The 23,254-nt window shown below is 63.7% G+C and carries 22 protein-coding genes; 5 read left to right on the top strand and 17 right to left on the bottom strand.

The window, feature by feature from the left end:
• Nucleotides 1-122: 122 nt before the first annotated feature.
• The 3 genes from ACILRA_RS05240 to ACILRA_RS05230 form a co-directional block, all read right to left on the bottom strand.
• Entirely contained in the window at nucleotides 123-1,325 is a 1,203-nt protein-coding gene (locus ACILRA_RS05240) for a Tm-1-like ATP-binding domain-containing protein (RefSeq protein WP_395661039.1), read from the bottom strand.
• A complete protein-coding gene (locus ACILRA_RS05235; protein WP_395661038.1) occupies nucleotides 1,322-2,170 on the bottom strand; it encodes a sugar phosphate isomerase/epimerase family protein in 849 nt (282 codons plus the stop codon). The genes ACILRA_RS05240 and ACILRA_RS05235 overlap by 4 nt, the downstream gene beginning before the upstream one ends.
• 147 nt (nucleotides 2,171-2,317) lie before the next feature.
• Entirely contained in the window at nucleotides 2,318-3,028 is a 711-nt protein-coding gene (locus tag ACILRA_RS05230; protein WP_395661037.1) for an urease accessory protein, read from the bottom strand.
• Nucleotides 3,029-3,175: 147 nt separating this feature from the next.
• On the opposite strand from ACILRA_RS05230, the gene ACILRA_RS05225 reads away from it, so the two are divergent.
• The 4 genes from ACILRA_RS05225 to ACILRA_RS05210 all read left to right on the top strand — a co-directional run bounded on the left by ACILRA_RS05225 (nucleotide 3,176) and on the right by ACILRA_RS05210 (nucleotide 7,756).
• Entirely contained in the window at nucleotides 3,176-4,534 is a 1,359-nt protein-coding gene (locus ACILRA_RS05225) for an aspartate aminotransferase family protein (protein WP_395661036.1), read from the top strand.
• 174 nt (nucleotides 4,535-4,708) lie between these two features.
• A complete protein-coding gene (locus ACILRA_RS05220; protein ID WP_395661035.1) occupies nucleotides 4,709-5,875 on the top strand; it encodes an EAL domain-containing protein in 1,167 nt (388 codons plus the stop codon).
• Between the two features lie 18 nt (nucleotides 5,876-5,893).
• The gene (locus tag ACILRA_RS05215; RefSeq protein ID WP_395661034.1) at nucleotides 5,894-6,736 is read left to right on the top strand and encodes a TIGR01459 family HAD-type hydrolase; all 843 of its coding nucleotides are present in this window, start codon (nucleotides 5,894-5,896) and stop codon (nucleotides 6,734-6,736) included.
• A gap of 12 nt (nucleotides 6,737-6,748) precedes the next feature.
• Nucleotides 6,749-7,756 carry a bifunctional riboflavin kinase/FAD synthetase gene (locus ACILRA_RS05210; protein WP_395661033.1) on the top strand — a complete coding sequence of 336 codons (1,008 nt, stop codon included), beginning with the start codon at nucleotides 6,749-6,751 and terminating at the stop codon, nucleotides 7,754-7,756.
• 68 nt (nucleotides 7,757-7,824) lie between these two features.
• Here the strand turns inward: ACILRA_RS05210 and ACILRA_RS05205 are convergent, their stop codons facing one another.
• The 10 genes from ACILRA_RS05205 to ACILRA_RS05160 all read right to left on the bottom strand — a co-directional run bounded on the left by ACILRA_RS05205 (nucleotide 7,825) and on the right by ACILRA_RS05160 (nucleotide 17,980).
• The gene (locus ACILRA_RS05205; RefSeq protein ID WP_395661032.1) at nucleotides 7,825-8,517 is read right to left on the bottom strand and encodes an SDR family NAD(P)-dependent oxidoreductase; all 693 of its coding nucleotides are present in this window, start codon (nucleotides 8,515-8,517) and stop codon (nucleotides 7,825-7,827) included.
• Nucleotides 8,514-9,458, bottom strand: coding sequence for a carbohydrate kinase family protein (locus ACILRA_RS05200; protein WP_395661031.1), 945 nt, complete (start codon nucleotides 9,456-9,458; stop codon nucleotides 8,514-8,516). The genes ACILRA_RS05205 and ACILRA_RS05200 overlap by 4 nt, the downstream gene beginning before the upstream one ends.
• Nucleotide 9,459: 1 nt before the next feature.
• Entirely contained in the window at nucleotides 9,460-9,903 is a 444-nt protein-coding gene (locus tag ACILRA_RS05195) for a hypothetical protein (protein ID WP_395661030.1), read from the bottom strand.
• Nucleotides 9,900-10,988, bottom strand: coding sequence for an ABC transporter ATP-binding protein (locus ACILRA_RS05190; protein WP_395661029.1), 1,089 nt, complete (start codon nucleotides 10,986-10,988; stop codon nucleotides 9,900-9,902). The genes ACILRA_RS05195 and ACILRA_RS05190 overlap by 4 nt, the downstream gene beginning before the upstream one ends.
• Before the next feature lies 1 nt (nucleotide 10,989).
• A complete protein-coding gene (locus ACILRA_RS05185; RefSeq protein WP_395661028.1) occupies nucleotides 10,990-11,934 on the bottom strand; it encodes a carbohydrate ABC transporter permease in 945 nt (314 codons plus the stop codon).
• A gap of 2 nt (nucleotides 11,935-11,936) precedes the next feature.
• Nucleotides 11,937-12,998, bottom strand: a complete 1,062-nt coding sequence (locus ACILRA_RS05180; protein WP_395661027.1) for a carbohydrate ABC transporter permease — start codon at nucleotides 12,996-12,998, stop codon at nucleotides 11,937-11,939.
• Nucleotides 12,999-13,074: 76 nt separating this feature from the next.
• Entirely contained in the window at nucleotides 13,075-14,499 is a 1,425-nt protein-coding gene (locus ACILRA_RS05175) for an ABC transporter substrate-binding protein (RefSeq protein WP_395661026.1), read from the bottom strand.
• A gap of 57 nt (nucleotides 14,500-14,556) precedes the next feature.
• Nucleotides 14,557-15,648 carry an ABC transporter ATP-binding protein gene (locus ACILRA_RS05170; RefSeq protein ID WP_395661025.1) on the bottom strand — a complete coding sequence of 364 codons (1,092 nt, stop codon included), beginning with the start codon at nucleotides 15,646-15,648 and terminating at the stop codon, nucleotides 14,557-14,559.
• Between the two features lie 136 nt (nucleotides 15,649-15,784).
• The gene (locus tag ACILRA_RS05165; RefSeq protein ID WP_395661024.1) at nucleotides 15,785-16,927 is read right to left on the bottom strand and encodes a Gfo/Idh/MocA family protein; all 1,143 of its coding nucleotides are present in this window, start codon (nucleotides 16,925-16,927) and stop codon (nucleotides 15,785-15,787) included.
• Between the two features lie 3 nt (nucleotides 16,928-16,930).
• On the bottom strand, nucleotides 16,931-17,980 hold the full coding sequence (locus ACILRA_RS05160) for a sugar phosphate isomerase/epimerase family protein (protein ID WP_395661023.1): 1,050 nt from the start codon (nucleotides 17,978-17,980) through the stop codon (nucleotides 16,931-16,933).
• Nucleotides 17,981-18,067: 87 nt separating this feature from the next.
• Between ACILRA_RS05160 and ACILRA_RS05155 the strand changes: the two genes are divergently transcribed.
• Nucleotides 18,068-18,751 (top strand): GntR family transcriptional regulator, encoded by a 684-nt coding sequence (locus ACILRA_RS05155; protein WP_395661022.1) that lies wholly within the window; start codon nucleotides 18,068-18,070, stop codon nucleotides 18,749-18,751.
• 47 nt (nucleotides 18,752-18,798) lie between these two features.
• On the opposite strand, the gene aguB is transcribed toward ACILRA_RS05155, so the two are convergent.
• From aguB to ACILRA_RS05135, 4 genes are all read right to left on the bottom strand, one after another.
• Nucleotides 18,799-19,689: an N-carbamoylputrescine amidase gene (aguB, locus tag ACILRA_RS05150; RefSeq protein ID WP_395661040.1), complete on the bottom strand. Its 891-nt coding sequence runs from the start codon at nucleotides 19,687-19,689 to the stop codon at nucleotides 18,799-18,801.
• Nucleotides 19,690-19,691: 2 nt separating this feature from the next.
• Nucleotides 19,692-21,797, bottom strand: coding sequence for an FAD-dependent oxidoreductase (locus ACILRA_RS05145; RefSeq protein WP_395661021.1), 2,106 nt, complete (start codon nucleotides 21,795-21,797; stop codon nucleotides 19,692-19,694).
• 208 nt (nucleotides 21,798-22,005) lie between these two features.
• On the bottom strand, nucleotides 22,006-22,362 hold the full coding sequence (locus ACILRA_RS05140) for a septal ring lytic transglycosylase RlpA family protein (RefSeq protein ID WP_395661020.1): 357 nt from the start codon (nucleotides 22,360-22,362) through the stop codon (nucleotides 22,006-22,008).
• A 71-nt stretch (nucleotides 22,363-22,433) separates the two neighbouring features.
• The coding region (locus tag ACILRA_RS05135) for an FAD-dependent oxidoreductase (RefSeq protein WP_395661019.1) at nucleotides 22,434-23,254 on the bottom strand (821 nt) is incomplete at its 5' end.

The raw sequence follows: 23,254 nt of genomic DNA, 5'->3' as shown, positions 1-23,254 counted from the left end.
CGCAGACGCTGACAGTCGGCGGCGGAAACGGTGAAACTGATACCATTGCGCATCCTTTCAGATTCGCACGTCAACAAGCCGTTGGGAACCTTCAATCGGACTCTTTTGTCCCGGCCAATCCACTAGTGTCCTTTGGTGATGTCGCGGAAAGCGTGGACGGCGGCCTCGGCGAAGGCCGGATCGTTGATGTGTGCGTCAACCTCAATCAAGCGGCGGTTGGGTGCGGGCACCCATGTGCGCCGGATCGAATGGAACAGGGCGCGGTCTGCCTCGGGATCATGGAAGGGCTTACCCGCTTGATCGATGGCGGAGACACCGCCAAGCGGCAGCAGGAAGTGCACCGGGCCTTCCATGCGGTTCACGCGCTCGATAATCCAGCGGCCGATGGCGGCATTCTCCTCGGCCGTCGTGCGCATCAGCGTGACCTGCGCGTTATGCACATAAAGATTCCGGCCCGCGTGCTGCGGCGGCACGGTTTCGCGCCCGCCGAAATTCACCATGTCCACGGCACCGGCCGAACCAACCCAGGGGATCTGCGTGCGGATCACCGATCCGAAGCGGTCCTGCGTACAGGCAAGGACGCCACCAAACAGGTGGTCGGCAACCTCCGTTGTCGTGATGTCGAGGGCCGCCGTGACGAGGCCTGAATCGATCAGTTTCTCAAGGCACTGGCCGCCAGTTCCCGTGGCATGGAAGACGAAGCATTCGCTATCGCCTTCGATGAGATGGCGGATCTGCGTGATGCACGCTGTGGTGACGCCGAACATTGTGAGGCCAACGGCGCGCCTGTCTCCGGCCAGTTTCGGCACGGCATTCAGCGCCATGCCCGCCGCCGCATGCGCCGCGTTGCCAATGACGGTGCGGGTGATGGCATTGAGGCCCGCCACATCGGCCACGGCATGCATCATCATGATGTCCGCCGGGCCGACGTAGGGCGCCACATTGCCCGACGCCATGGTGGAGACCATGAGCTTGGGCACGCCGATGGGCAGCACCCGCATCGCCGCCGTCACCATGGAGGTGTTGCCGCCGCCGCCGAGCCCCAAGACGGCGCCGATGTCATGGCGCGACAACAGGAATTGGGTGAGGGCCTCCGCCATGGCGGTGACGGCGCGCCCCCTGTCCGCATGGCCCAGAACGGCACCGGCACCTTGCGGATGGTGGCGCGCCACCATCTCTGGCGTCACATCGGCCCTGGCCGTGCTGGGCGTTGTCGAGATATCGACGACAAGAGCTGGAGCGCCGGCCGCTGCCACACGTCCGGCTGCATAGTGCAGTTCCGCCTCTTTGGTGTCACAGGTGCCAATGACGTAGACAGGCTTCACGCCTTCGCCCAGCCTTGCTTCATATTGCGGAAGCCGAGCTTGTAGACCTCTTCTGGATTTGGCGCGAAGTCCCGCCACACGCGGGTCGCCGCTGCAAGTGCCGGCATGGCACGGCCGAAGGCCTCGATGGTGAGGAAGCCGTCGTATTTCGCCTTTTTCAGTGCCTTGTAGGTCTCTGCCCACGGCACATGGCCCTTGCCGGGCGTGCCGCGGTCATTCTCGGAGATATGGACGTGGACCATGTGCGGCCTGATGGTCTTGATCGCGCCGACGGGGTCTTTCTCCTCGATGTTGCTGTGGAACGTGTCGTACATGCCCTGCACATGCGGATGGCCGACCTCATCGAGATAGTCGTTCAACTGCTCCATCGTGTTCAGGAAATAGCATTCGAAGCGGTTCAACGCCTCCAGCGCGAAGGTGACACCCTTGCGCCCGGCATAATCGCCAGCGCGCCGGTGGAAGGAGAGCGCCCGCTTGCGCTCGGCGGCGGTGGCGGGCGATCCCGTGAAGAAGCCGAGTTCAGAGTGCATCGGGCCGCCGAGGATCGGCGCGCCCAGAGCCGCCGAGCAATCAATGGTCCATTTCGCATAAGCGAGCGCCGCCGCCTGGTGCGACTTGTCGGAAGACAGCGGATTCTTGCCCGACGGTCCGATGACGCTCACCACACTGCGCGCGAGGCCGATCTTGTCGAGGAGTTCGCCGAGGCGTGCGTAGTGTTCGGGATCGCCCTCGAACATGGGGATCTCGACACCGCCATAGCCGGTCTTCTTGAGCGCCCTGAGAATGGGCTCATGCGCAAGCGTGACATGCGGCGTCCACAGCAAGAGATTGAAACCAAGCTTCATCGTATTGCCCTCCCTGCAATAGGCGCAGGACAAACCGTCCAGCTCAGCTTGTCAATTCCTGATAAGCGCCTTTCATCGGCATCCACGGGGGATTTCGCGATGACTTGCCGCGCATGGCCGATCGGCTGGTGAAGCGGGAAGGTTTCGTCAGCCGAACAGCAGCGTACCGGTCTCCACCATCAGATGGAGGCCGATGCCGACGGCGATGATGCCTGCAACCGCCCGGAGCCCGCGGCTGGCCCAGGTGAGGCTGCGGCCGGTGAGCGAAAACGGAACGGCAATCACGGCGGAGAAAAGCGCCATGCCCGCGATCGAGCCAACGCCGAACAGCAGCATAAAGGCGAGGCCCAGCGGCACCGACGGCGCGGAACCTGCAGCAAGCGCCACGAGGGCGGCGGAGCCCGCCAGGCCGTGGATCATGCCAACTCCGAGGCTCCGGCCCCAGTGGCCCTGCGGATGCGCATGCGCGTGGGAGCTGGCCGCATGGTTCCTGACGTCGCCCGCATGGCTATGGGCGTGAAAATGCACCTCCCCCGCGCCGTGGCGATGGAAGTGAAAATGAATACGGTCCCTGACCAGCACATAGATGAGGCGCGCACCCAGCAGCACGAGCATGACGCCCACCGCGAATTCGAGCCCGCTGGCCAGCCGTTCATCAAGCTGGAGCTTCAGGGCATAGACGGCTCCGCCGAAGGCGCCCAGCGTCACCGCATGGCCCAGCCCCCACATGGCGCCATGGCGGATGATGGGACGGAATCCCTTCTTGTCCGCGGCAATCGAGGCCACGGCGGCGATGTGGTCAGCCTCCAGCGCATGCTGAAGCCCGAGCAGGAAGCCAAAAAGGATCCAGGTGAGCATCCGCCTGCTATAGCGGCTCCCTTGCCACACCGCGAGGCCTGTTTGCGGCAGTGGCCCTCTGGTCCGCGGCAACGGCTGAAGCTGGTGCATTTCCCAGCGGACAGGCTTTCTGCTATCAAGGTTCATTGCTCGCAGGAGACTGACCCCATGAACAAGCCGCTGAACCTCGAAGGCGCCACCGCCTGGGAACCCTCGCCCAACAATCTGGAGCCGTTCTGGATGGGCTTCACGCCCAACCGCGCCTTCAAGAAGCGCCCGCGCATGATCGCGCGCGCCAAGGACATGCACTATTATGACATGACCGGCCGCCCGATCCTCGACGGCTCCGCCGGCCTTTGGTGCTCCAATGCCGGCCACTGCCGTGAGCCGATCGTCAGCGCCATCCAGAAATCTGCCGCCGAGCTCGATTTCGCGCCCACCTTCCAGTTCGGCCACCCCAAAGTGTTCGAGCTCGCCTCCCGCCTTGCCACCATGGCGCCGGGCGACCTGAACTATGCGTTCTTCTGCAATTCCGGCTCGGAAGCCGCCGACACGGCCCTGAAGATCGCACTCGCCTATCACCGCGCCAATGGCGAGGCGAGCCGCACCCGCCTGATCGGCCGCGAGCGTGGCTACCATGGCGTGAACTTCGGCGGCATCTCGGTGGGCGGCATGGTCGCCAACCGCAAGTGGTTCGGCGCCATGCTGGCGGGCGTTGACCACCTGCCGCACACCTACAATCGCAAGGAACAGGCCTTTACCAAGGGCGAACCCGAGTGGGGCGTGCATCTGGCGGACGAGCTCGAGCGTCTCGTGGCGCTGCATGACGCCTCCACCATCGCCGCGGTGATCGTGGAGCCGATGGCAGGCTCGACCGGCGTGCTGCCTCCCCCTAAGGGCTATCTCAAGCGCCTGCGCGAGATCTGCACCAAGCACGGCATCCTGCTGATTTTCGACGAGGTCATCACCGGCTTCGGGCGCCTGGGCCATGCCTTCGCCGCCGAGCGCTTCGGCGTCACCCCGGACATCCTGACCTTCGCCAAGGGCGTCACCTCAGGCACCGTGCCGATGGGCGGCTGCATGGTGCGCCAGGGCATCTACGACAAGTTCATGAACGGGCCTGACCACGTGATCGAGCTGTTCCACGGGTATACCTATACCGGCCACCCGATGGCGGCCGCCGCAGGTGTCGCCACCATGGACCTCTACCGTGATGAGCAGCTGTTCGAGAATGCCAAGAAGCTCGAGAATGTCTGGGCCGATGCCGCCTTCACGCTGAAGGGACATCCTCTGGTTGAGGATATCCGGACGCTGGGCCTGGTGGCCGCGATCGACCTCAAGCCCATCGAGGGTTCGCCGGGTCTGCGTGCCTACAAGGCGATGGAGAACGGCTTCCACGATGTGGGCATGCTGATGCGCATCACCGCCGATACCATCGCGCTCTCGCCGCCGCTGATCATCAACGAGAACCAGATCGACGAGATCTTTTCGGACAAGATGCCGAAGATCCTCGCCTCGGTCTCCTGAGGCCAGCGCACAGAAAGAGGGGGCCGGAGCGGCGGAAGCTCCGGCCTTTTTCCGGCTTCCACGAGCGGAAACGGGCGTTTTCCCCAGACCTGGCCGTAGCGCTCATCCCAATGCTTTGAAACCGTTCCGGCTTCTGGCATATAACTCACCAGAGGCGACAGGGACCAGGCGACAATGTCACGCCATATGCTGCCGGTGATGCTCGGGCTCACCAGTCTTCCAATCGCCGCGATCTTGATCGCGGTGTATCTGCTGATCGTTGCCGATAGCGGCACGGCCGCTGTGGCAGCCGCCATATTGCTCCTGTCCGTGTGCGTGCTGGCAACGGCGATCGCCATCATGAGCAAGCTCTCCAAGGTTGAAGACTGGCTCTACTCCCATGATGAAAGCCTGCGGGACCTCGCGGGCCGGTCTGACCGTGCCGTTGCCCGGCTCAGCGCGGTCGAGCACCAGGTGAACCTGCCGACGCCCGGCATCGACAAGCTCATCACCGATCTCGGCACGCTGCGCGAGGAAGTGAAGGACGCCATGGCCCGCAAGAGCGAAGTGGCAGCCGTGGCTGCCGTCCCGCGGCCAGAGACCGCCGGTGCGCCTTCCCAGCCGGTTGAGCCTGAACACCTGGATCTGATGCTGGAGCCCGTCATCGAGCTCTCTTCCGGCAGCACCTCGCACTATCGCGCGCTGATCAACCTCGCCAATGGACGGGGCGAGATGGTGAGCCATGGCGAACTGATGGCGAAGGCGGAACTTGGCGGCATGCGGCCAGCCCTGGATGCCCATATGGTCAAGCTGGTGGCGCCGGTGCTGCGGCGGCTGCGCCTGAAGAACCCGGGGCTCCGCGTCTTCGTGCCGATCGGCAGGTCCACGCTCAGCTCGCGCGGGGAAGCCGACACCATGATCTCGCTTCTGCTGCAGGATTCGGACGTGGCCAATGGCATGGTCTTCGAACTGGGGCAGGAAGAGGTGGGCCAGCTCGATCCGGCGGGGATCGAGAATCTCGCCAGCCTCGGCCGTCTCGGCGCCACGCTGGCGCTGCGCGAGGTCTATCTGGGCGGGCTCGACCTTTCAGCGCTCCGCCAGCTTGGCGTGCGCTTCCTGAATTTTCCGCCGCATGCGGTGGATTCCGGCAACGGCCCGAGCGAGACCTGGCGCGAGTTCGCCCAATATGCCCGCGCCATGCAGATCCAGATCATCGTGGGCAACATCGAGACGCCGCAGCAGGCCTCTGCCGCCAGCAAATGCGCGCGCTTCGGCCATGGGCCGTTCTTCGCCCCGCCGCGCAAGGTACGGCGCGACGCAGGCGTTGCCGCCATGCCGGGCCGCCGCTCCAGCGTCGCTTGAACCAGCCGCCCTCCCCCCATGCAGCGATTTTCCGAGACCTATCCCGTCTGGTTCTGTGACATCTGGGGCGTGCTGCATGATGGGCACAGGCCCTTTCCGGCCACGGTCGAGACCCTGAAGCGGCACCGCGCGCGCGGTGGCCTCGTGATCCTCGTTACCAATTCGCCACGCAGCCGGCTCGGCGTGGCGCGGCAGCTGCGCGAGATCGGGGTAGACCCCACCGCCCAAGACGTGATCGTGACTTCGGGCGATGTCACACAGGTGCTGATGAAGCGCCATGGCGGAGGCAGGGTGTTCCACCTCGGCGCCGCGCGCGATCATTCGATCTATGATGGGACCGGCGTCGAGCGCGTGCCGCTCGGCGAGGCGAAGGCCGTGCTCTGCACCGGTCTCTTCGACGACCTGAACGACACGCTTGCCGACTATGATGCGCTGCTCAGCGACATGAAGGCCCGGGGCCTGACCATGATCTGCGCCAACCCGGACAAGATCGTGAAGAAGGGCGACCGCATCCTCTATTGCGCGGGAAAACTCGCCGAACTCTATGCCGGGCTCGGCGGCGAGGTTCTGATGGCGGGCAAGCCCTTCAGCCCGATTTATGACCTGGCGCTGGCCGAGGCCTCACGCATCGCGGGCCGCAATGTTGGCAGGGCGGAGGTGCTGGCCATCGGCGACGGGCCCGAAACCGACATCCGGGGCGCTGCGGACTATGGCCTTGACGCCCTTCTTGTTGCAGAAGGGATCACCGATGCGAGCGAGGGGCTGCATGTGGCAGAGGCGCAAGTGCTGAGGGCCGTGCCCCACGCCCGCATCGTGGCAACTGTCCGTGACCTCGACTGGGGTCCTTCGGGCGGGACGTGAAAAGGAATTGGAATGCAAGTGATCGCGGGCCTGTCGCCCGTTCCTGATGGCTGCCAGGGCGCGGTGATTGCAATCGGCAATTTCGACGGCGTGCACCGCGGCCACCAGACGCTGCTGAAAGCAGCCCAGGCCGAGGCGCGGCGGCTGGGTGTTGCCTGGGGCGTGGTCAGCTTCGAGCCGCATCCGCGGACCTGGTTCAAGCCGGACGAGCCGGTATTCCGGCTGACGCCGGAGGCTCTGAAAGCGCGGCTCATCGCGGCGCTCGGGGCCTCTTTCATCGCGGTTTTACCCTTCGACAGCGCGCTCTCCGATCTTACGCCTGAGGATTTCGTGGCGCGCCATCTGGTGGAGCGGCTCCAGGCGGCCCATGTGGTCATGGGCTATGATTTCCATTTCGGCCGCGGCCGCAAGGGCAGCCCTGCCACCATGGGGGACCTCGGCAAGGCTCTGGGCTTCGGCGTCACCGTGGTCAGCCAGGTGACGGACGAGGGCGACCAGCACCAACCCTTCTCCTCAAGTTCCATCCGCCAGGCGCTGCGCCATGGCCATGTGCCAGCCGCCGCACGCGAACTTGGCTATCACTGGACGGTGCTGGGTGAGGTCGTGCGCGGCGACCAGCGCGGCCGCACCATTGGCTTTCCCACACTCAATATCGTGCTCGACAAGGGCGCGGACCCGTTCCGCGGCATCTATGCGGTCAGGGTGCGCGACGCAGCCGACCGGGGCGCCCCGCATTGGCCGGGAGCAGGTTACTTCGGCGACCGGCCCACCTTCGACACGGGACGCACCTTCCTGGAAGTTCATCTCATCGGATTCGATGGCGATCTCTACGGGCGTCACATGCTGGTGGAATTCATCGACCTGATCCGGCCTGACAAACGCTTCGCCTCCATCGACGAATTGGTGGCGCAGATGAAGACCGATTGCCGCAATGCCTTGAAGACGCTGATGGCGGCAAAGGCGAATGACCCTGTGGCGGCGTTCCCGCTCGGCCAGCTTCAGGCGCAGGGAATGATCTGACGCGCGGCGGCGCACCAATGTCCTGCCAGACCAGCTACGGGCTCAGCCTCTTCGGCATGAAGCGACCGTCAATAGGTGGCGCGGCCGCCCGAGACGTCGAAAACGGCGCCGGTGGAGAAGGAGCACTCCTCGCTCGCCAGCCAGCAGACGAGGCTTGCCACCTCATCCACCTTGCCGAGGCGGCCCATGGGAATCTTGGACAGCATGAAGTCGATATGACTTTGCGGCAGCTGATCGAAGATCGGCGTTCTGACCGCGGCCGGTGTCACGCTGTTCACCGTGATATTGGTCTTGGCCAGTTCCTTGGCCAGTGACTTGGTGAAGCCGATGACCGCCGCCTTGGAGGCCGAATAGGCGGAGGCATTGGGGTTGCCTTCCTTGCCGGCAATCGACGCGATGTTGACGATGCGGCCGTAATTGCCCGCCATCATGTGCGGCACGACCGCCCTGTTGGTGAAGAATGTGCCGTTGAGATTGATGGCGATGGTGCGGTGCCAGTCTTCCATCTTGACGTCCAGGACCGTGGCCGTGGGCCCGGCGATGCCGGCACTGTTGACGAGAATGTCGATGCCGCCCAGCTGCTTCACCGTCTCCTGCGCGGCGGCCTCAACCGACTCCCAGTTCGAGATGTCGGTCTTGATGCCGCCCTGCATGTCCCACACGGCGACCCGACCGCCTTCAGCCTCGATGCGCTTGGCGACAGCCTCGCCGATGCCGGACAGGCCACCCGTGACGACAGCGCGCTTACCTTCGAATCTCATGGCTTGATCTTCCAGTTCTTCATTTTCTCGAACGTGTCCTCAAAGGAGACGATGCCGGCATCCGACCCCAGCCCCGTGGCGACAAGACCGGCAGAGGCCTGGGCGAAGCGCAGGGAGGTCTCCTGGTCCATCTTGTGGTGGAGGGCGGTGATGAAGCCCGCGTCGAAGGCGTCGCCGCAGCCCGTGGTGTCGACCACCTTGATGTCATAGGCGGGGGACTTGATGCGCGTTCCATCCTTATGGGCATAGTAGGCGCCGTCGCCGCCCAACGTGAACACACAGCAAGTGGCTCCGCGATCGAGATAGAACTTCGCACAATCCTCCGGCGTCGACTGGCCGGACATGTCCTTCGCCTCTTCGATCGAGGGCATGAAATAATCGATGTAGGGCAGCAGCGGGCCGACGATGCCGATGGTCTCGGCGCTGGCCGCGATCAGGTCGAAGGTCACCGTGCGGCCGCGCGCCTTGGCCTCCTTGAGGAGTGTCACCGAGGCCGGGCCATCGAGCTTCTTCAGGAGCCCCGTGCCGCCGAGGTGAATGATCGGCGCATCGAAAACCTGGGCATACATGGATGGCGGCACATCGAAATGGTCCGAAGCGCCCCGCACGTGCAGTGCGGGCCTGTCGCCATTGGGCCTCACGTTGAGGATGGTGGCGGAGGTCGGAATGCCTGTGAGCCGCTGCATGGCGGAGGTGTCGATGCCATGCTTCTGCATGGTCATCAGCACCCAGTCGGCCTTCTCGTCGTCACCCACGGCACCGACGGCAAGGCTCTTGAGGCCGAGCTTGGCGGTGTCCACCACCGTGCCGCCGGCGGTGCCGGCGACGGTCAAGCGGATTTCCTCGATGAAGTCCACATTGCCACGATCGGGAATGCGGGTGACGGGCCGGCCCAGCACATCAAGGATGTAAAGGCCGATGACTGAGACGTCGTAGCGCATCTCAGCCGCGGGTCTTGTTCATGGCCGTGATGAGGGCGGCCAGCGCCAGCGTTACGGCGGCGATGCCCCAGACCAGCGGCTGCATCCAGAATGGCGGCGTGGCCAGCTGCACCTTGCCTGACGTGGTGTTGGGGTCCGGCGGCTTGAGGAAGAACACGCCATAGAGATGGGCGGCGGCAATCGACACCAGCAGCACGATGCAGAAGATCATGGCCACCACCATGGTGACGGTGATGACGCTCCGCACCGGCACGCCGGGTTGCGCCATCGGCAGCAGGTTGTTGATGAGCCCTGCGATGACCACCAGCACGCTTCCGACCGCGAACAGCGTGAGGCTGAAGGGCTGGAAGATCAGGATCAGCGCGAAGATGCCGAGGCCGATGATGAAATACTCGAGGCGGAGTGCGCCTTCCCGGCTCATGCCCTTTTCGACTGGCTGGCTCATGCGCGCACCGCCTTTCCGTCCTCACCGAACACATGGGTTTGCCGCGGGTCAGGCTTGAGGTGCAGTGCCTCACCCACCTTCACCCGCTTCTCGCGCGGGACGACGACGCGGATTTCGCCACCCGTGGCCGTGCGCGCGTGGATCAGCGTTTCAGCGCCCATCGGCTCGATCAGCTCGGCCTGGGCGGCAATCGTGTCACGCGCCTTCTCCTGCACGGTGCTGAAGGCGCGGGGCCTGATGCCGATCATCACCTTGGAGGGCTTGAGCCGCGAGACGGCAGGATCGGTGGCGATGGCCAGGTCCTGGCCTGCCAGCACGACGGAGGCCATGCCATCGCCAAAGCCCTTGAGATCGGCCTCGACCAGGTTCATCTGCGGCGTGCCGATGAAGCTTGCGACGAAGACGTTGACGGGCTTGGCGAACACGTCATGCGGTGTTCCCACCTGCTCGATCAGCCCATCCTTCATGATGGCGATGCGGTTCGCCATGGTGAGTGCCTCGAGCTGGTCATGCGTCACGATCACGGTGGCCTTGGAAAGGCCGGTCAGCACTTCCTTGATCTGGCCGCGCATGGAGTGGCGGAGCTCGACGTCAAGCCTGGACAGCGGCTCATCGAAGAGGAAGCAGTTGGGATCGCGCACGATGGCGCGGGCCACCGCGAGGCGCTGCTTCTCGCCTTCCGAGATCTGCCCCGGCATGCGATCCAGCACCATGTCGAGGTGCATGATCTTGGCGACCTTCATCACGCGCGCGTCCGTGTCGGCCTTCGACAACCCCTCGTAGTGGAGCGGCATGGCGATGTTCTGGCCGACGGTGAGTGCGGGGTAGAGCGCGTAGAACTGGAACACCATGGCGATGTCGCGCTTCTGCGGGGACAGCTCGTTCATGCGCTGGCCGGCGATGATGACGTCGCCGCTCGTGGCGCGCTCGAGGCCAGCGATCATGCGCAGCGTCGTCGTCTTGCCGCAACCCGAGGGGCCCAGAAGACAAACGACCTCGCCCGCCTCCACTTTCAGGTCCGCGTCCTTCACCGCCGTGAAGGCGCCGAACTGCTTGGTGACTTTTCTGATTTCGATCGTCGACATGTCAGCGCTTCACGGTACCGAAGGTCACGCCCCTGAGCAGATGGTTCTGCAGGAAGAAGGTGACGAGGAAGACGGGGATGAGGAACAGCGTCTCGATGGCCGCCAGCAGCGTCCAGTCTGTGCCGCGGCCGCCGGACGACACGGCCTGGTTCATGGCCACCGGCACGGTGCGCGTATCGGGACCCGACAAGAGCAGCGCGAAGAGGAACTCGTTCCAGGTGAGGATGAGGCCGAACACGAAGGTGGCGGCAAGGCCCGCGACCACCTGCGGAAGTGCGATCTTGAAGAACACCTTGGTGTCCGACGAGCCGTCGATCCTCGCGGCATCCTCGACGTCGGGGGAGAGCTCGTCGAAGAAGCTCTTCATCATCCAGATGGTGAAGGCGAGGTTGAAGGCGGTGTAGAGCAGGATGATGCCGGTGTAGGAGCCCGAAAGCCCCACCGCGCGGAACATCAGGATGACCGGGATGATGACGACGATGGCCGGCAGCATGCGCGTGGTCAGGATGATGAACAGATAGGTGTCGTTGCCTTTGAGCGGATAGCGCGAGAAGCCGAAGGCCGCCAGCGTGCCGATGACGAGCGCGAGCAGCACGGAGACGGTCGCGATCACGATCGAGTTGAAGAAATAGCGGTCGAAGCCCGTGGGCTCCGGAGCGCCACCCGGCGTCATCGAGCGGGAGAAGACGGAGCCAAAGTTTTCGAGTGTCGGCGTGAACACATACTGGTCCGGGATGAGCCCGAAGAACGATGTGGGCGACAGCGTCGGTGGCACCGAGAGTGCGAGGTCCTGCGGCTTCAAGGCGGTGAAGATGATGAACAGCACGGGCAGGAAGTAAAAGATCGAAACAATGGCCACGAAAAGGGTGCGGCCCCAGCCCGCCTCGCCCACACCGCTGGCCTTGCGGAAGCCCAGCGCTTCCCAGATCGAATTGTGTTCAGCCATCTTCAGGCCTCCTGGCTGCGGCGGTTGGCGAGATAGAGGTAGAGGTTGGTGAGCACGATCACCATGAACAGCATCAGGTAGGAGATGGCTGCACCCTCCGAGGTCTTGTTCTGCTCATTGGCGATGCGGATCAGATGGTAGGAAATCGTCATCGTGTCATTGCCGCCCTTGGTGAGCAGAAGGACAAGGTCAGCGAGCTTGAAGGCCTCGATGGTGCGGAACAGCAGCGCCAGCATGAGCAGGCCGCGGATATAGGGGAAGGTGATGGTCCAGAACTGCCGCCACTTGGACACCCGGTCGATGGCCGCGGCCTCGTAGAGATATTTCGGCACGGAGACGAGCCCTGCCAGCACCAGCAGCATGACGAAGGGCGACCACATCCAGGCATCGGCGAAGACGATGCCGGCCATGGCGCCCACCTTGTTGTCCATCAGGATGAACTGCTCGCCCGTGATGTTGCCGATGAAATAGCTCAGCAGGCCGAAGGTCGGGTCATAGTAATAGGTGAAGAACACACCCGATGCGACGACAGACAGCATCATCGGGGTCAGCACCAGGATAAGCAGATACTTGCGCAGCGGGAACTGCTTGGCGAAGAGCATGGCGAGCAGAAAGCCCACGATCATCTGTGCGGCAACCGTGAAGACGACGAACATGGCGGTGTTCACGAGGGCTGCCCAGTTGGCGCCCGCGGCCATGTCGTTGGTGAGGGCCTTGATGTAATTGTTGAGGCCCACGAAGCGGATCGATTGGTTGTTCGACTGGTAGGCGAAGAAGGACAGGCCCAGCGACCACAGCAGCGGGAAGATGTTCATGACGAACAGCACGGCGATGGCAGGCGTCACCAGCAGACCGCCGTAATACTTGCGGCGGTAGGCGTTGACCACGAAGGCCGCGGCGATGAGCGCGCCCATGATGCCGACGATCCAGAACGAGATCGAGGCCGGAAGCGCCATGATGGCGATCACGGAGACGATGATGCCGGCGAGTATGGCCAGCTTCCAGTTGTCAGGCCTGACACTGAAAAGGGCCGGAGGTGCGGCGGTCGCGGTGGTGGAGCTCATCGGCGCAAGATTTCCGGAAAATGAAAGAAAGAGGGACGCGGAAGGTCAATTCCTCCCGCGTCCCGGTTCAGTGAGCTTACTGGATCAGGCCCGCTTCGGTCAGCAGGTTCTGCTGGAACTTGGCGACGTTATCCAGGGTGGTCTTGGCGTCCTGCTTGCCGGTGATGGCAAGGTCGAACTGGTCCTGCTGCTGGGTGAGCAGTTCGAAGAACTGCGGCACATGCCAGACGTCCTTCTGCCAGTCGAGCTGGGGAGCCCAGGCGCGGTTCCACGGACGGTAGGTCACGTACTTCGGATCCTCGTAGACCGACTTGATGGCCGACTGGCCGCCATTGGCCGCGAACTGATGCTGGATCTCAGGCGAGAGCCACCACTTCACGAATTCCACGGCTTCCTTGATCTGCGCATCGGTGGTCCAGGTGGTCAGCACGAAGGGCTGTCCGCCGATGTTGGACCAGCGCTGCATCTTGCCATCAGCACCCATGGTGCCCGGCATCTGGCCGAACACCAGCTTGTCGGAGACCTTGGAGGTCTTCGGGTCAAGGGCTGCTTCGCCCAGGCCGATCCAGTTGATGTTCATCGCCACCTTGCCTTCCTGGAAGAGCTCGGCGGTCTTGAAGATGTCCATGGTGCCGGTCTTGGCCAGCGGCGGCATGAACTGGATCATGTCGAGGTACTTCTCCAGCGCAGCGACAGCTTCCGGAGAGTTCACGACGCCTTCGGCCTGGCCGTTGGGCACCTGGGTTTCATCCCAGGTGTTGCCGCCCATCTGCCAGATCAGGCCGTTGATCTGCATGGAGGAGAAGTCGTAGCCCTTGCCGGCCTGATAGGCGATTCCATAGAAATCGTCCTCGGCAGGCGCGCCGGCCAGCATGTCGCCCTTCTTGCGCATTAAGAATTCGCCGACATTGCGGAAGTCGTCCCAGGTCATGGCATCAAGCTCTTCGCCTGTGCAGGGAAGCTTCTTGTTGTACTTGGCCTGGAAGTTCTTCTGCTCTTCCTCGTGGCAGAGGATGTCGGAGCGCGCGAAGTTCACCAGAACGTCCGGGAACTGCGGGAAGCCGTAGTAATTCTCCGACTTGTGGGGATAGGTCGAATAGGCGTTGAGCGGATTCGGATGGATCGACTTGAAGGTCGCCATGAAGTCCGGATCGGCCTCGAGAAGATCGTTGATCTTCCGGAAGTAGCCGCCCTCGACGAAGGCGCCGAGCCACTGCGAGTCAGAGACGATGAAGTTGTACTTCTGCTCGCCGGACGTCAGCGACGCGTTGACGCGCGTGTAGAAGTCGGGCCACGGAATGAAGTCGACGTCGAGCTTCACGGTGTTGCCGGATGCCGGCTTGTACTGCTCGTCGAAGAACTTCTTCATGATGCGGGTTGGCGGCCAGTCAGGCACCGCCATGGTCAGCGTCACTTCTTCCGCAAGGGCGAGGCTCGCCCCTCCGGTCATCAGAGTTGCTGCGAAGCCTGCGGCTACTGCAACCCCTTTCATTTTCGTCATCACGGTCATCTCAAGTGTCCTCCCATGGTTAACCGTTTTGGCTTCAGGCCTCACGCGTCAGGTCATTGCCTGTCCGTTTGCGGCGCGGAAGATGTGGATCTTGCTCATGTCGATGGATATCGGAACGTTGTCTCCGGGCTTCATGCCCGTGGCGCTCTGCTCTGGCAGCACCATGCGCAGCGTCTCGCCGCCCGCTTCGACGGAGACGACGGTGACGTCGCCCAAGGGCTCAATCAGGTGCACGCGCGAGGCGATGGCGGCTTCACCGGCTGCAGCAGGCCTCAGGTCACTGGGGCGGATACCGACGAGGGCCGCCTCGCCCGCATTTCCCGTGCTGACGGGGCGCGCGGAATGAAACTTGCCGAGCGCCGTATCGAGGCTCGACAGATCGGCACCCAGCGTGGCCTTCAGCATGTTCATGTGCGGCGAGCCGATCTTGCCCGCAACGTAGGTGTCAATGGGAGACTCATAGAGTTCGTCCGGCGTGCCACGCTGAACGACGGCGCCATCGCGCATCACCGCGATCTCCTCACCCATCGACAGGGCTTCGAGTTCGTCAGGGGTCGCATAAACGATTGTCATGCCGAACTGGCGGTGCAGGCGCTTCAACTCCGCGCGCATGTCGTGGCGGAGCTTGGCGTCGAGGTTTGTCAGCGGCTCGTCGAGCAGCAGGATCTTCGGGCGCCGGATCAGCGAGCGGCCCAGCGCCACGCGCTGCTGCTCGCCACCCGACAGCGTGTTGGGCTTTCTCTCGAGGCGATGCGTGAGCTTCAGCATCGCCGCCGTTTCCTTCACGCGGGAATCAATCTCCTCGCGGCCGGCCTTCTCCTCGCGCAGCGGATAGGCGAAATTCTCGTAAACGGTGAGGTGCGGATAGAGCGCGAAGGACTGGAACACCATGGAGACGCCGCGCCCCGCGATGGGCGCCGTGGTCATGTCCTGGCCCGAGATCTCGAGGCGGCCAGAGTCGGTTGCAACCAGCCCGGCGATGGTCCTCAGCGCCGTGGTCTTGCCAACGGAGCTTGGCCCGAACAGCACAAAGAAGCGCCCCTCCGCCACGTCAAAGGAGAGGTTTTCGAGGGCGCGCACCTTGCCGTAGGATTTCGAAATCCCCGTCAGACGCAGTGCATGCTTGTCGCTTCTGGTCATTCCCATTCCCTGTTTCAGTCCGGCCCTTGGGGCTCTTCTTGGAGGGAGGCAGACTAGCCTGTCCCTCACGATTTGCAAGACGCCTAGCAGGTTTACTTGGAGGACAAGTCCTGCATGAAAATAAAGCAGTTCGGCGTCACGCCTTGGCGTTCTCCCACTGGCCTGTCTTCGCCGATTTCAGCACGGCGTCAGTGACGAGGTCGGTTGCCAGCGCGTCGCGGAAGGTGGGGGCTGCGGGCTTCTCCGTCTCGATCCCCTCGATGAAGTCGGCTGCCTGGTGGATGAAGGTGTGCTCATAGCCGATCTGCAGGCCCGGCACCCACCACTTGTTCATGTAGGGGTGGTCGCCATCGGTGATGTGCACGGAACGCCAGCCGCGCGTGCGGCCCTCGTCGCGGTGGTCGAAATACTGCAAACGGTGCAGGTCATGCAGGTCCCAGAAGATCGAGGCATGCTCGCCGTTGATCTCGAGTGTGTAGAGCGCCTTATGGCCACGGGCATAGCGTGTGGCCTCGAAGCTGCCGAGCGAGCCATTCTCGAAGCGTGACAGGAACAGGCTGGCATCGTCGATGCCCACCTTCTCCGTCTTGCCGGTGATGTTGTGGTGGCGTTCCTTGATGAAGGTCTCGGTCAGGCCGGTTACCGACGAGATGCCGCCGTTGAGCCACATGGCCGTGTCGATGCAATGGGCGAGCAGATCGCCTGTCACACCCGAACCCGCAACGCCCACGTCGAGGCGCCACAGGCCTTGCCCGCCCTGCGGCAGGTCCTTGGAGATGGTCCAGTCCTGCAGGAACTTTGCGCGGTAATGGAAGATCTTACCCAGCCGGCCTTCGTCGATCAGCTGCTTGGCCAGCGTCACGGCGGGCACGCGGCGGTAATTGTACCATACCATGTTGGCCACCTTTGCGCGCTCCACCGCCTCCACCATCTGGGCGGATTCGGCGGCATTGCGGCCCAAGGGCTTCTCGCACATCACCATCTTGCCGGCTTGAGCGGCGGCGATGGCGATTTCCATGTGCGTGTCATTGGGGCTGGCGATGTCGATCAGGTCGATCGACTTGTCGTCGATCAGGCGGCGCCAGTCAGTGGTGCTCGATTCATAGCCCCACTGGTCAGCGAAGGCCTGGGCCTTGTCGGCGCTCCTTGCACAGATGGTCTTCAGCACCGGCTTGTGCTCGAGCTGGAAGAAATGCGGCACCTGGGAAAAGGCGTTGGAATGGGTGCGGCCCATGAAGCCATAACCCACCATGCCGACGTTCAATGTCTTCTTCGCCATGGATCAGCCCTCCCATCCATGCGCATCCCGCACCTTAATCATGGCGCCGAGAATGTCGTTCCAGGTCTGCTGCTTCATCATCACGTCATTGGGGAACATGCAGCCATCCCAGCAGATATGCTTGAAAGCCTTGGTGAGGGAGCCATCCTTGTTGCGCAGCCACAGCCCCGCATGTTTGGTGATATCGAGGCGGCCATTGGGGTCGGTCACCATGCAATGGCGGCCGGTCTTGTCATGATAGCCCATGCCCTTCACCGTGCCGTCGTTCTGGGCCACGTGGAAGTCGATGGTCCAGGGGCGCAGCGTGTCCGTCATCTTGACGAGGGCCGCATCGAGCTGGGCCTGGTCCTTCCAGTCGAAACCATCGGGCAGCAGGGCTGCTTCCGGCGCGTTGTAGCCCATGGTGTAGAGCAGCGTATGCGCCATGTCGGCCTGGAAGCCGATGATGCCGGGGCGGTCCGTCTGCTCCAGCGTGTCAACCATCGCCTTCCAGCTGTGCATGCCGCCCCAGCAGATCTCGCCCTCCGCCGCCAGCCGCTCGCCATAGTCCTTGGCCACGTCGCAGGCCTCGCGCCAGGTCTGGGCGATGAGCTTGGTGTTGCCCGCGGGGTCCTTCACCCAGTCGGCGGGGCTTGCCGCCGAATCAATGCGGATCACGCCATAGTTGCGCACACCCAGCTCGCGCAGCGCCTTGCCGAGTTCGCAGCTCTTGCGGACATTGCCGACGAATTTCTTGCGGTCTTCCGCCGAGCCCATGGCGGAGCCGCCGCCCACCGGCGGCCAGACCGGCGCCACGATGGAGCCGATGGCGAGGCCGCGGCTCGCCGCCTTGTCGGCCAGCTGCTTCGCCTCATCGGCGGTGAAGTCGATATTGGTGTGGGGCGCGGCATGGAAGATGTCGATGCCGTCAAACTTCACGCCATTGACCTCGGCCTTGGCCGTCAGGTCGATCATGGTGTCGAGGTCGATGGGGGGCTCGGAATCCGGTCCCTTGCCGACGAGGCCTGGCCACATCGCATTGTGAAGCTTGGAAAAATTGTTCCTGGCCGCCATGATTCCTCCCATGCGGTTAGATATTTTTGTCGATGTTAGACAGGAAACAGTCTTGCTGTCCAGAACTGTTATATTAGTATGACAGCCATGAGTTTTGACCTCACCACGCGCCGGCTGGACCGGTCCCGCCCCCTGCGGGACCAGATCTATCCCCTGCTGCGGGACCTGATTCTGACGGGTACGATCAAGCCCGGTGAGGTGATCGACGAGAAGGCCATCGCGCTCCAGCTCAACGTGTCGCGCACGCCGGTGCGGGAGGCGGTGAAGCGCCTCTCCGACGAGCATCTGGTGGATGTGGTGGCCCAGTCGGCCACGCGTGCTGCACCCATGGACCGCAGCGAAATCCAGCAGTCCTTCCTCATCCGCCGGGCGCTGGAGATGGAGAGTGCCGCCCAGGCCGCCACCCACATGCGGCAGGAACACGCCGACCGGCTGCATGAAATCCTCGCCCGCCATGAGCGCGCGGTGGAGCGGCGGCACTTCGCCGAGGCCATCGCCCAGGACGATGCCTTCCACCACGCCATCACCGAAATCAGCGACCTGCCGCGCCTGTGGGGAACGATCGAGATTTCCAAGGCCCAGCTCGACCGCTGCCGCCACCTGATGGTGCCGCGTGCGGGCCAGGCAGAAGCAACGCTCGAGCAGCACCGCGAGATCATCCGCGCACTGAACAGCCACGATCCCGCCAAGGCCTCAGCCGCCATGAAGGCCCATCTCGATGCCGCCTACCGCAGCACGGTCGCGGTGCTCGACGGGCCGGGATTGGGGTAGTCCTTTCCCTTCTCCCATCGCGTCGCGACGGGAGAAGGGAGCGCCGGTTAGCTTCGCTCTGTCCGGGTCTTCCCATCAAGCGTCAGCAGCGCGCCGTAAAGCTCCGGCCGCCGGTCACGGAACACACCCCAGGAGCGGCGGAGATCGCGGATGTCATCGAGGTCGAAGGACGCCAGCCGGACGCCCTCTTCGGTGCGGTCCATCTCGGCCAGCTTTTCACCCTGGTGGTCGGCGATGAAGGAGCGGCCATAGAAGATGTCGGAGCGCCCGTCAGGCGCGGTTTCACGCCCCACGCGGTTCGAGGCGAGCAGCGGCATAATGTTGGCCGCCGCGTGCCCGCGCATCACGTTCTGCCAGTGGGTGGAGGAATCATAGTCCGGGTTCGGCGGTTCGGAGCCGATGGCGGTGGGATAGAGCAGGATTTCCGCCCCCATCAGCGCCATGGCGCGCGCGCACTCAGGGAACCACTGGTCCCAGCAGATGCCGAGCCCGATACGGCCCGCGGCGGTATCCCACACCTTGAAGCCCGTATCACCGGGCGAGAAATAGAACTTCTCCTGATAGCCGCGGCCATCGGGAATATGGCTCTTGCGGTAGATGCCAAGTTCGCGGCCATCAGCATCGACGATGACGGTGGTATTGTAATGCGCATTGCCCGCACGTTCGAAAACACTCACCGGCAGCACGACGCCCAGTTCCTTCGCGAGTGACGCGAAGCGCTTTACTGTGGGGTGACGGTCGATCTCCTCGGCGCGCTTGAGGAAATGCACATGCTGCTCGATGCAAAAATAATCGCCGTCGAACAACTCCTGCAGCAGCACGAGTTGCGCGCCCTTGGCGGCCGCCTCACGCACCAGCCCCTCGGCCTTGTCGCAGTTCTTCGCCCAGTCGTTTCCGGACGCCATCTGGGTGATGGCGGCATTGAGAATGGCCATGATGTTCAGTCCTTCACCTGCGCAACCTCGCGCCGGAACGGGAGTTGGTCGCCCAGGGGTTCGGCGTCAAGTTCTTCCGCATAGCGGTGTCCGGCATAGGTCGCCCAGGCGATGGCTGCGGGCGCATTGGCATCGCCGATCGCCTTCACGCTCACGATACCGTGGTCTGCCCATTCGGCCGCGCGCGCCTTGAGATCAAGAAAGAGAGCGTCATCGGGAAGCCGCGCCGTGACCATCACCACCGCGTCGCAGGCAATGGCCTCCGTGCGCCCCGTATAGGTGCAGGCGGCGGTCACACCGCCCTGTTCGACGCCGACGAGCCCGCGCGTGACACGCACATCAACACCAAGGGTGAGCATGCGCGCCTGGATCGTGCCCTGCTCAAGGGTGTTGAAGCTCCACTCCGCCACGCGGGAGGACGGCGTGAGGAAACTGACGTTGCAGCCTTTCTGCACCAGAAGCTCGGCCAGAACGCTGCCCATGTAATAGTGATCATCGTCATAGATCACCACATGGCCCGCAGGCAGGCGCCCCGCCATCAGGTCATCAGGCGTGAAAACAGGCATTGCGGGATCAGCGGGGATCGGCAGCAGGTTCCAGCGGGCGATGGCGTCGCGCCGCCAGCTTGCTCCGGTGGCGATCGCCACATGGCCGAAGCCGAAGCCAAGGATGTCATCTGCCGTGAGCCTGGAGTCGCGGTAGACGTTGACATTGGCCATCTTCGCGATCTGGCCCTGGCGATAGTCCCGCACGCGGGCCCAGGCATTGAGGCCGGGAAGCCTGCTCTCCCGCGTGACGCGGCCGCCCAGTTCGGCCGAGGCTTCGGCCAGCGCCACGTCATGGCCGCGCAGCCCCGCCTTGTGCGCGGCGGAAAGGCCCGCAGGCCCTGCTCCCACCACAAGCACCTTGTGGTCTGATTGCCGGCCCTGGATGCGCTCCGGGTGCCAGCCCTTGCGCCACTCCTCCATGAAGGAGGAGTTCTGCGTGCAGCGGGAGAGCGACATGGTCATGTCTCCCGTGACGCAGATGTTGCAGCCAATGCATTCGCGGATGTCCTCGATGCGGCCCTCATCGATCTTTTTCGGCAGGAACGGATCAGCGATCGAGGGCCGCGCCGCGCCGATGAAATCCATCAGCCCCTGTTTCACCTGACGCACCATCATGTCTGCCGAGGTGAAACGGCCCACGCCCACGACGGGCCGCGGGGTGAGTTGCTTGAGGCCGCGGATCAGGTCTTCCTGCGCGCCCTCGGGCTTGAAGCGCGAGGTGCCGGAACAGGCTTCCCAGGTGCCATGGGCGAAGTCCCACAGGTCAGGCAGTTCGGCATGCATCGCCACCATGTCGCGCAGCTGCGCATTGGAAAACCCTGCTTCGCCCGCCAGCTCATCAAGGGAAAGACGGACCGCGATGGCGCAGCTGTCGCCCACCTCGTCGCGCGCATCCGAGATCAGCTCCTTCAGAAGCCGTGCGCGGTTCTCGAGCGAGCCGCCATATTCATCGCTGCGCTGGTTGGTGCGCGGCGACAGGAAATGCTGGATGACCCCGAAGCCATGCGCGCCATAGAGGCAGAGGATGTCGTATCCCGCCCGCTTCGCCCGGCGGTAGGCCAGCCTGTGCCAATGGCGCAGGTTGCGGATATCCTGCTTGTCCATGGCGCGCGCTTGCACGGGATCGCTGGTGAAGGTGAGAATGGGCGTGTGGGAGGGCGCCATCGGCACCTCACGCGTGTAGAGATTGGGTCCGTTGGCGCCGCTATAGGCAAGCTCGATGCCCGCCAGCGCGCCGTTGGAATGGATGGCATCGGCCATCTTCACCAGGCCTGGCATGTCGTCCTCGTCCCAGATGCGGAGCTCGATGAAGGGCGTGATCTCGGAGGAGTGGTGGATTTCCACCTGCTCGGTGAAGATGACGCCCCAGCCGCCTTCGGATTTCACCCGGCGCATTTCGGCGGCAGCAGACGGGTCCCGGTAGCCGCCGCCATTGCAATGCGGCACCTGGTAGAAACGGTTCTTGGCGGTGACGGGCCCGATCCTCACGGGCTCGAACAGGATATCGTAGCGCGGGTCGCGCAACCGCGCGCCACCGGCTTGTGCTGAGCCTAGATCCATCATCCGCCTCCTCGATCTGCAACGCGCAGGGGGCGCGTGGCGTTCCAGGGAGACAGATTACAACATTCGCTGCGGCGGCAAGCCGTAAATTGCTAGAGCATGAACGCCAAAAGTGGAAACCACTTTTGCGATAAGATCATGCTCAAGCCATTGAACTTGCGCGAGTTCTTTTCGACCAGGTGATTCCACCTGGTCGGAACGCGCGCTAGTCTCAGTCGAGCCTGACGACCTTGACCCGGGCGACGCCCGTCTGGGTGAGCCCCACAACCTTTGCGGCGCCGAAGCTGAGATCGATGACGCGGTTCTTCGTGAACGGCCCGCGGTCGTTGATGCGCACGATCACGGACTTGCCGTTCTTCAGGTTGGTGACCAGCACCCGGCTGCCAAAGGGAAAGGTGCGGTGGGCCGCGGTCAGGCCATGAGGGTCAAATGCCTCGCCATTGGCGGTGCGCTTGCCGTGCTTGTAATAGGAGGCGAGGCCGGTCTGGGCAGCGTCCGCCGCGCTTGGCCACAGGCCTGCTGAAAGGCCGAGGACAGCCGCAATGGCGGCGATACGCGCAAGTTTCATCCCGTGGTCACCCTGCAATTTTTCGTTGCCGCAGACCTTAGGGCGATTTGGGGCAGGAATGTGACAGTGGATTACGCTACGGCAGTCATGCCGTCGAGCGGGATGGCCGGGCGCTGTCCGGCAATCAGGTCAGCGGTGAGCCGGGCTGCGCCGTGGCTCATGGTCCATCCCATGTGGCCCTGCCCGGTGTTGAACCACAGGTTCTTCATGCGCGAGGGGCCGAGAATGGGAGTTCCCTCCGGCGTCATCGGCCTGAGCCCCGCCCAAAAGCTGGCCTTGCCCCAGTCGGCGCCGTCGGGAAACAGGCTCTTCATAGTGGAGAGCATGGTCTCGAAATCCTTCGGGGAATGCGTGCGGCCGTAGCCCGAAAACTCGGCCGTCGCCGTGACCCGCACGCGGTCGCCATAGGGCGCATAGGCGACGAGCGTCTCTTCATCCACCCCGCCGATGGTAGGCGGGTTGTTGCGGCCCGCCATGGGAGCGGTCATGGCATAGCCCTTGACCGGATAGATCGGCAGGTCATGCCCGATCTCCCTGGCAAGGTGCGGGGAATAGACGCCAAGGCAAAGCACGATCACATCCGCCGCCTCGCGCCCCTTGCCGGTGAGCACCGCCGTGATGCGGTCGCCCTCCGTCTCGAAGCCGGTAACGGTGGTGTTGTACTTGAAGGTGACGCCATGCTCCTTCAGCCATGCGCCCATGTTGCGGGCGAACATCCGGCAATCGCCGCTTTCGTCATCGGGTGCATAGAGCGCGCCTGCGAACTTCTCTTTCACGGGCGCAAGCGCAGGATCGCGCTTTGCAACGCCGTCACGGTCCAGCGTCTCGATGCGGCAGCCATTGTCGGTCAGGATGTGCGACTTGGCGGAGGCCGCCTTCAGCGCCGCCTCCG

Origin of the sequence: Aestuariivirga sp., from assembly GCF_044239095.1 — a bacterium.
Classification (GTDB): domain Bacteria; phylum Pseudomonadota; class Alphaproteobacteria; order Rhizobiales; family Aestuariivirgaceae; genus Aestuariivirga.
This window is presented reverse-complemented; position numbering and strand designations above follow the sequence as displayed.

What these genes read in the sequence shown, in the direction of transcription:
- ACILRA_RS05235 (WP_395661038.1), bottom strand. Translation starts at nt 2,170, where the DNA reads ATGAAGCTTGGTTTCAATCTCTTGCTGTGGACGCCGCATGTCACGCTT.
- ACILRA_RS05230 (WP_395661037.1), bottom strand. Translation starts at nt 3,028, where the DNA reads ATGCTCACCTGGATCCTTTTTGGCTTCCTGCTCGGGCTTCAGCATGCG.
- ACILRA_RS05225 (WP_395661036.1), top strand. Translation starts at nt 3,176, where the DNA reads ATGAACAAGCCGCTGAACCTCGAAGGCGCCACCGCCTGGGAACCCTCG.
- ACILRA_RS05220 (WP_395661035.1), top strand. Translation starts at nt 4,709, where the DNA reads ATGTCACGCCATATGCTGCCGGTGATGCTCGGGCTCACCAGTCTTCCA.
- ACILRA_RS05215 (WP_395661034.1), top strand. Translation starts at nt 5,894, where the DNA reads ATGCAGCGATTTTCCGAGACCTATCCCGTCTGGTTCTGTGACATCTGG.
- ACILRA_RS05210 (WP_395661033.1), top strand. Translation starts at nt 6,749, where the DNA reads ATGCAAGTGATCGCGGGCCTGTCGCCCGTTCCTGATGGCTGCCAGGGC.
- ACILRA_RS05205 (WP_395661032.1), bottom strand. Translation starts at nt 8,517, where the DNA reads ATGAGATTCGAAGGTAAGCGCGCTGTCGTCACGGGTGGCCTGTCCGGC.
- ACILRA_RS05200 (WP_395661031.1), bottom strand. Translation starts at nt 9,458, where the DNA reads ATGCGCTACGACGTCTCAGTCATCGGCCTTTACATCCTTGATGTGCTG.
- ACILRA_RS05195 (WP_395661030.1), bottom strand. Translation starts at nt 9,903, where the DNA reads ATGAGCCAGCCAGTCGAAAAGGGCATGAGCCGGGAAGGCGCACTCCGC.
- ACILRA_RS05190 (WP_395661029.1), bottom strand. Translation starts at nt 10,988, where the DNA reads ATGTCGACGATCGAAATCAGAAAAGTCACCAAGCAGTTCGGCGCCTTC.
- ACILRA_RS05185 (WP_395661028.1), bottom strand. Translation starts at nt 11,934, where the DNA reads ATGGCTGAACACAATTCGATCTGGGAAGCGCTGGGCTTCCGCAAGGCC.
- ACILRA_RS05180 (WP_395661027.1), bottom strand. Translation starts at nt 12,998, where the DNA reads ATGAGCTCCACCACCGCGACCGCCGCACCTCCGGCCCTTTTCAGTGTC.
- ACILRA_RS05175 (WP_395661026.1), bottom strand. Translation starts at nt 14,499, where the DNA reads ATGACGAAAATGAAAGGGGTTGCAGTAGCCGCAGGCTTCGCAGCAACT.
- ACILRA_RS05170 (WP_395661025.1), bottom strand. Translation starts at nt 15,648, where the DNA reads ATGACCAGAAGCGACAAGCATGCACTGCGTCTGACGGGGATTTCGAAA.
- ACILRA_RS05165 (WP_395661024.1), bottom strand. Translation starts at nt 16,927, where the DNA reads ATGGCGAAGAAGACATTGAACGTCGGCATGGTGGGTTATGGCTTCATG.
- ACILRA_RS05160 (WP_395661023.1), bottom strand. Translation starts at nt 17,980, where the DNA reads ATGGCGGCCAGGAACAATTTTTCCAAGCTTCACAATGCGATGTGGCCA.
- ACILRA_RS05155 (WP_395661022.1), top strand. Translation starts at nt 18,068, where the DNA reads ATGAGTTTTGACCTCACCACGCGCCGGCTGGACCGGTCCCGCCCCCTG.
- ACILRA_RS05145 (WP_395661021.1), bottom strand. Translation starts at nt 21,797, where the DNA reads ATGATGGATCTAGGCTCAGCACAAGCCGGTGGCGCGCGGTTGCGCGAC.
- ACILRA_RS05140 (WP_395661020.1), bottom strand. Translation starts at nt 22,362, where the DNA reads ATGAAACTTGCGCGTATCGCCGCCATTGCGGCTGTCCTCGGCCTTTCA.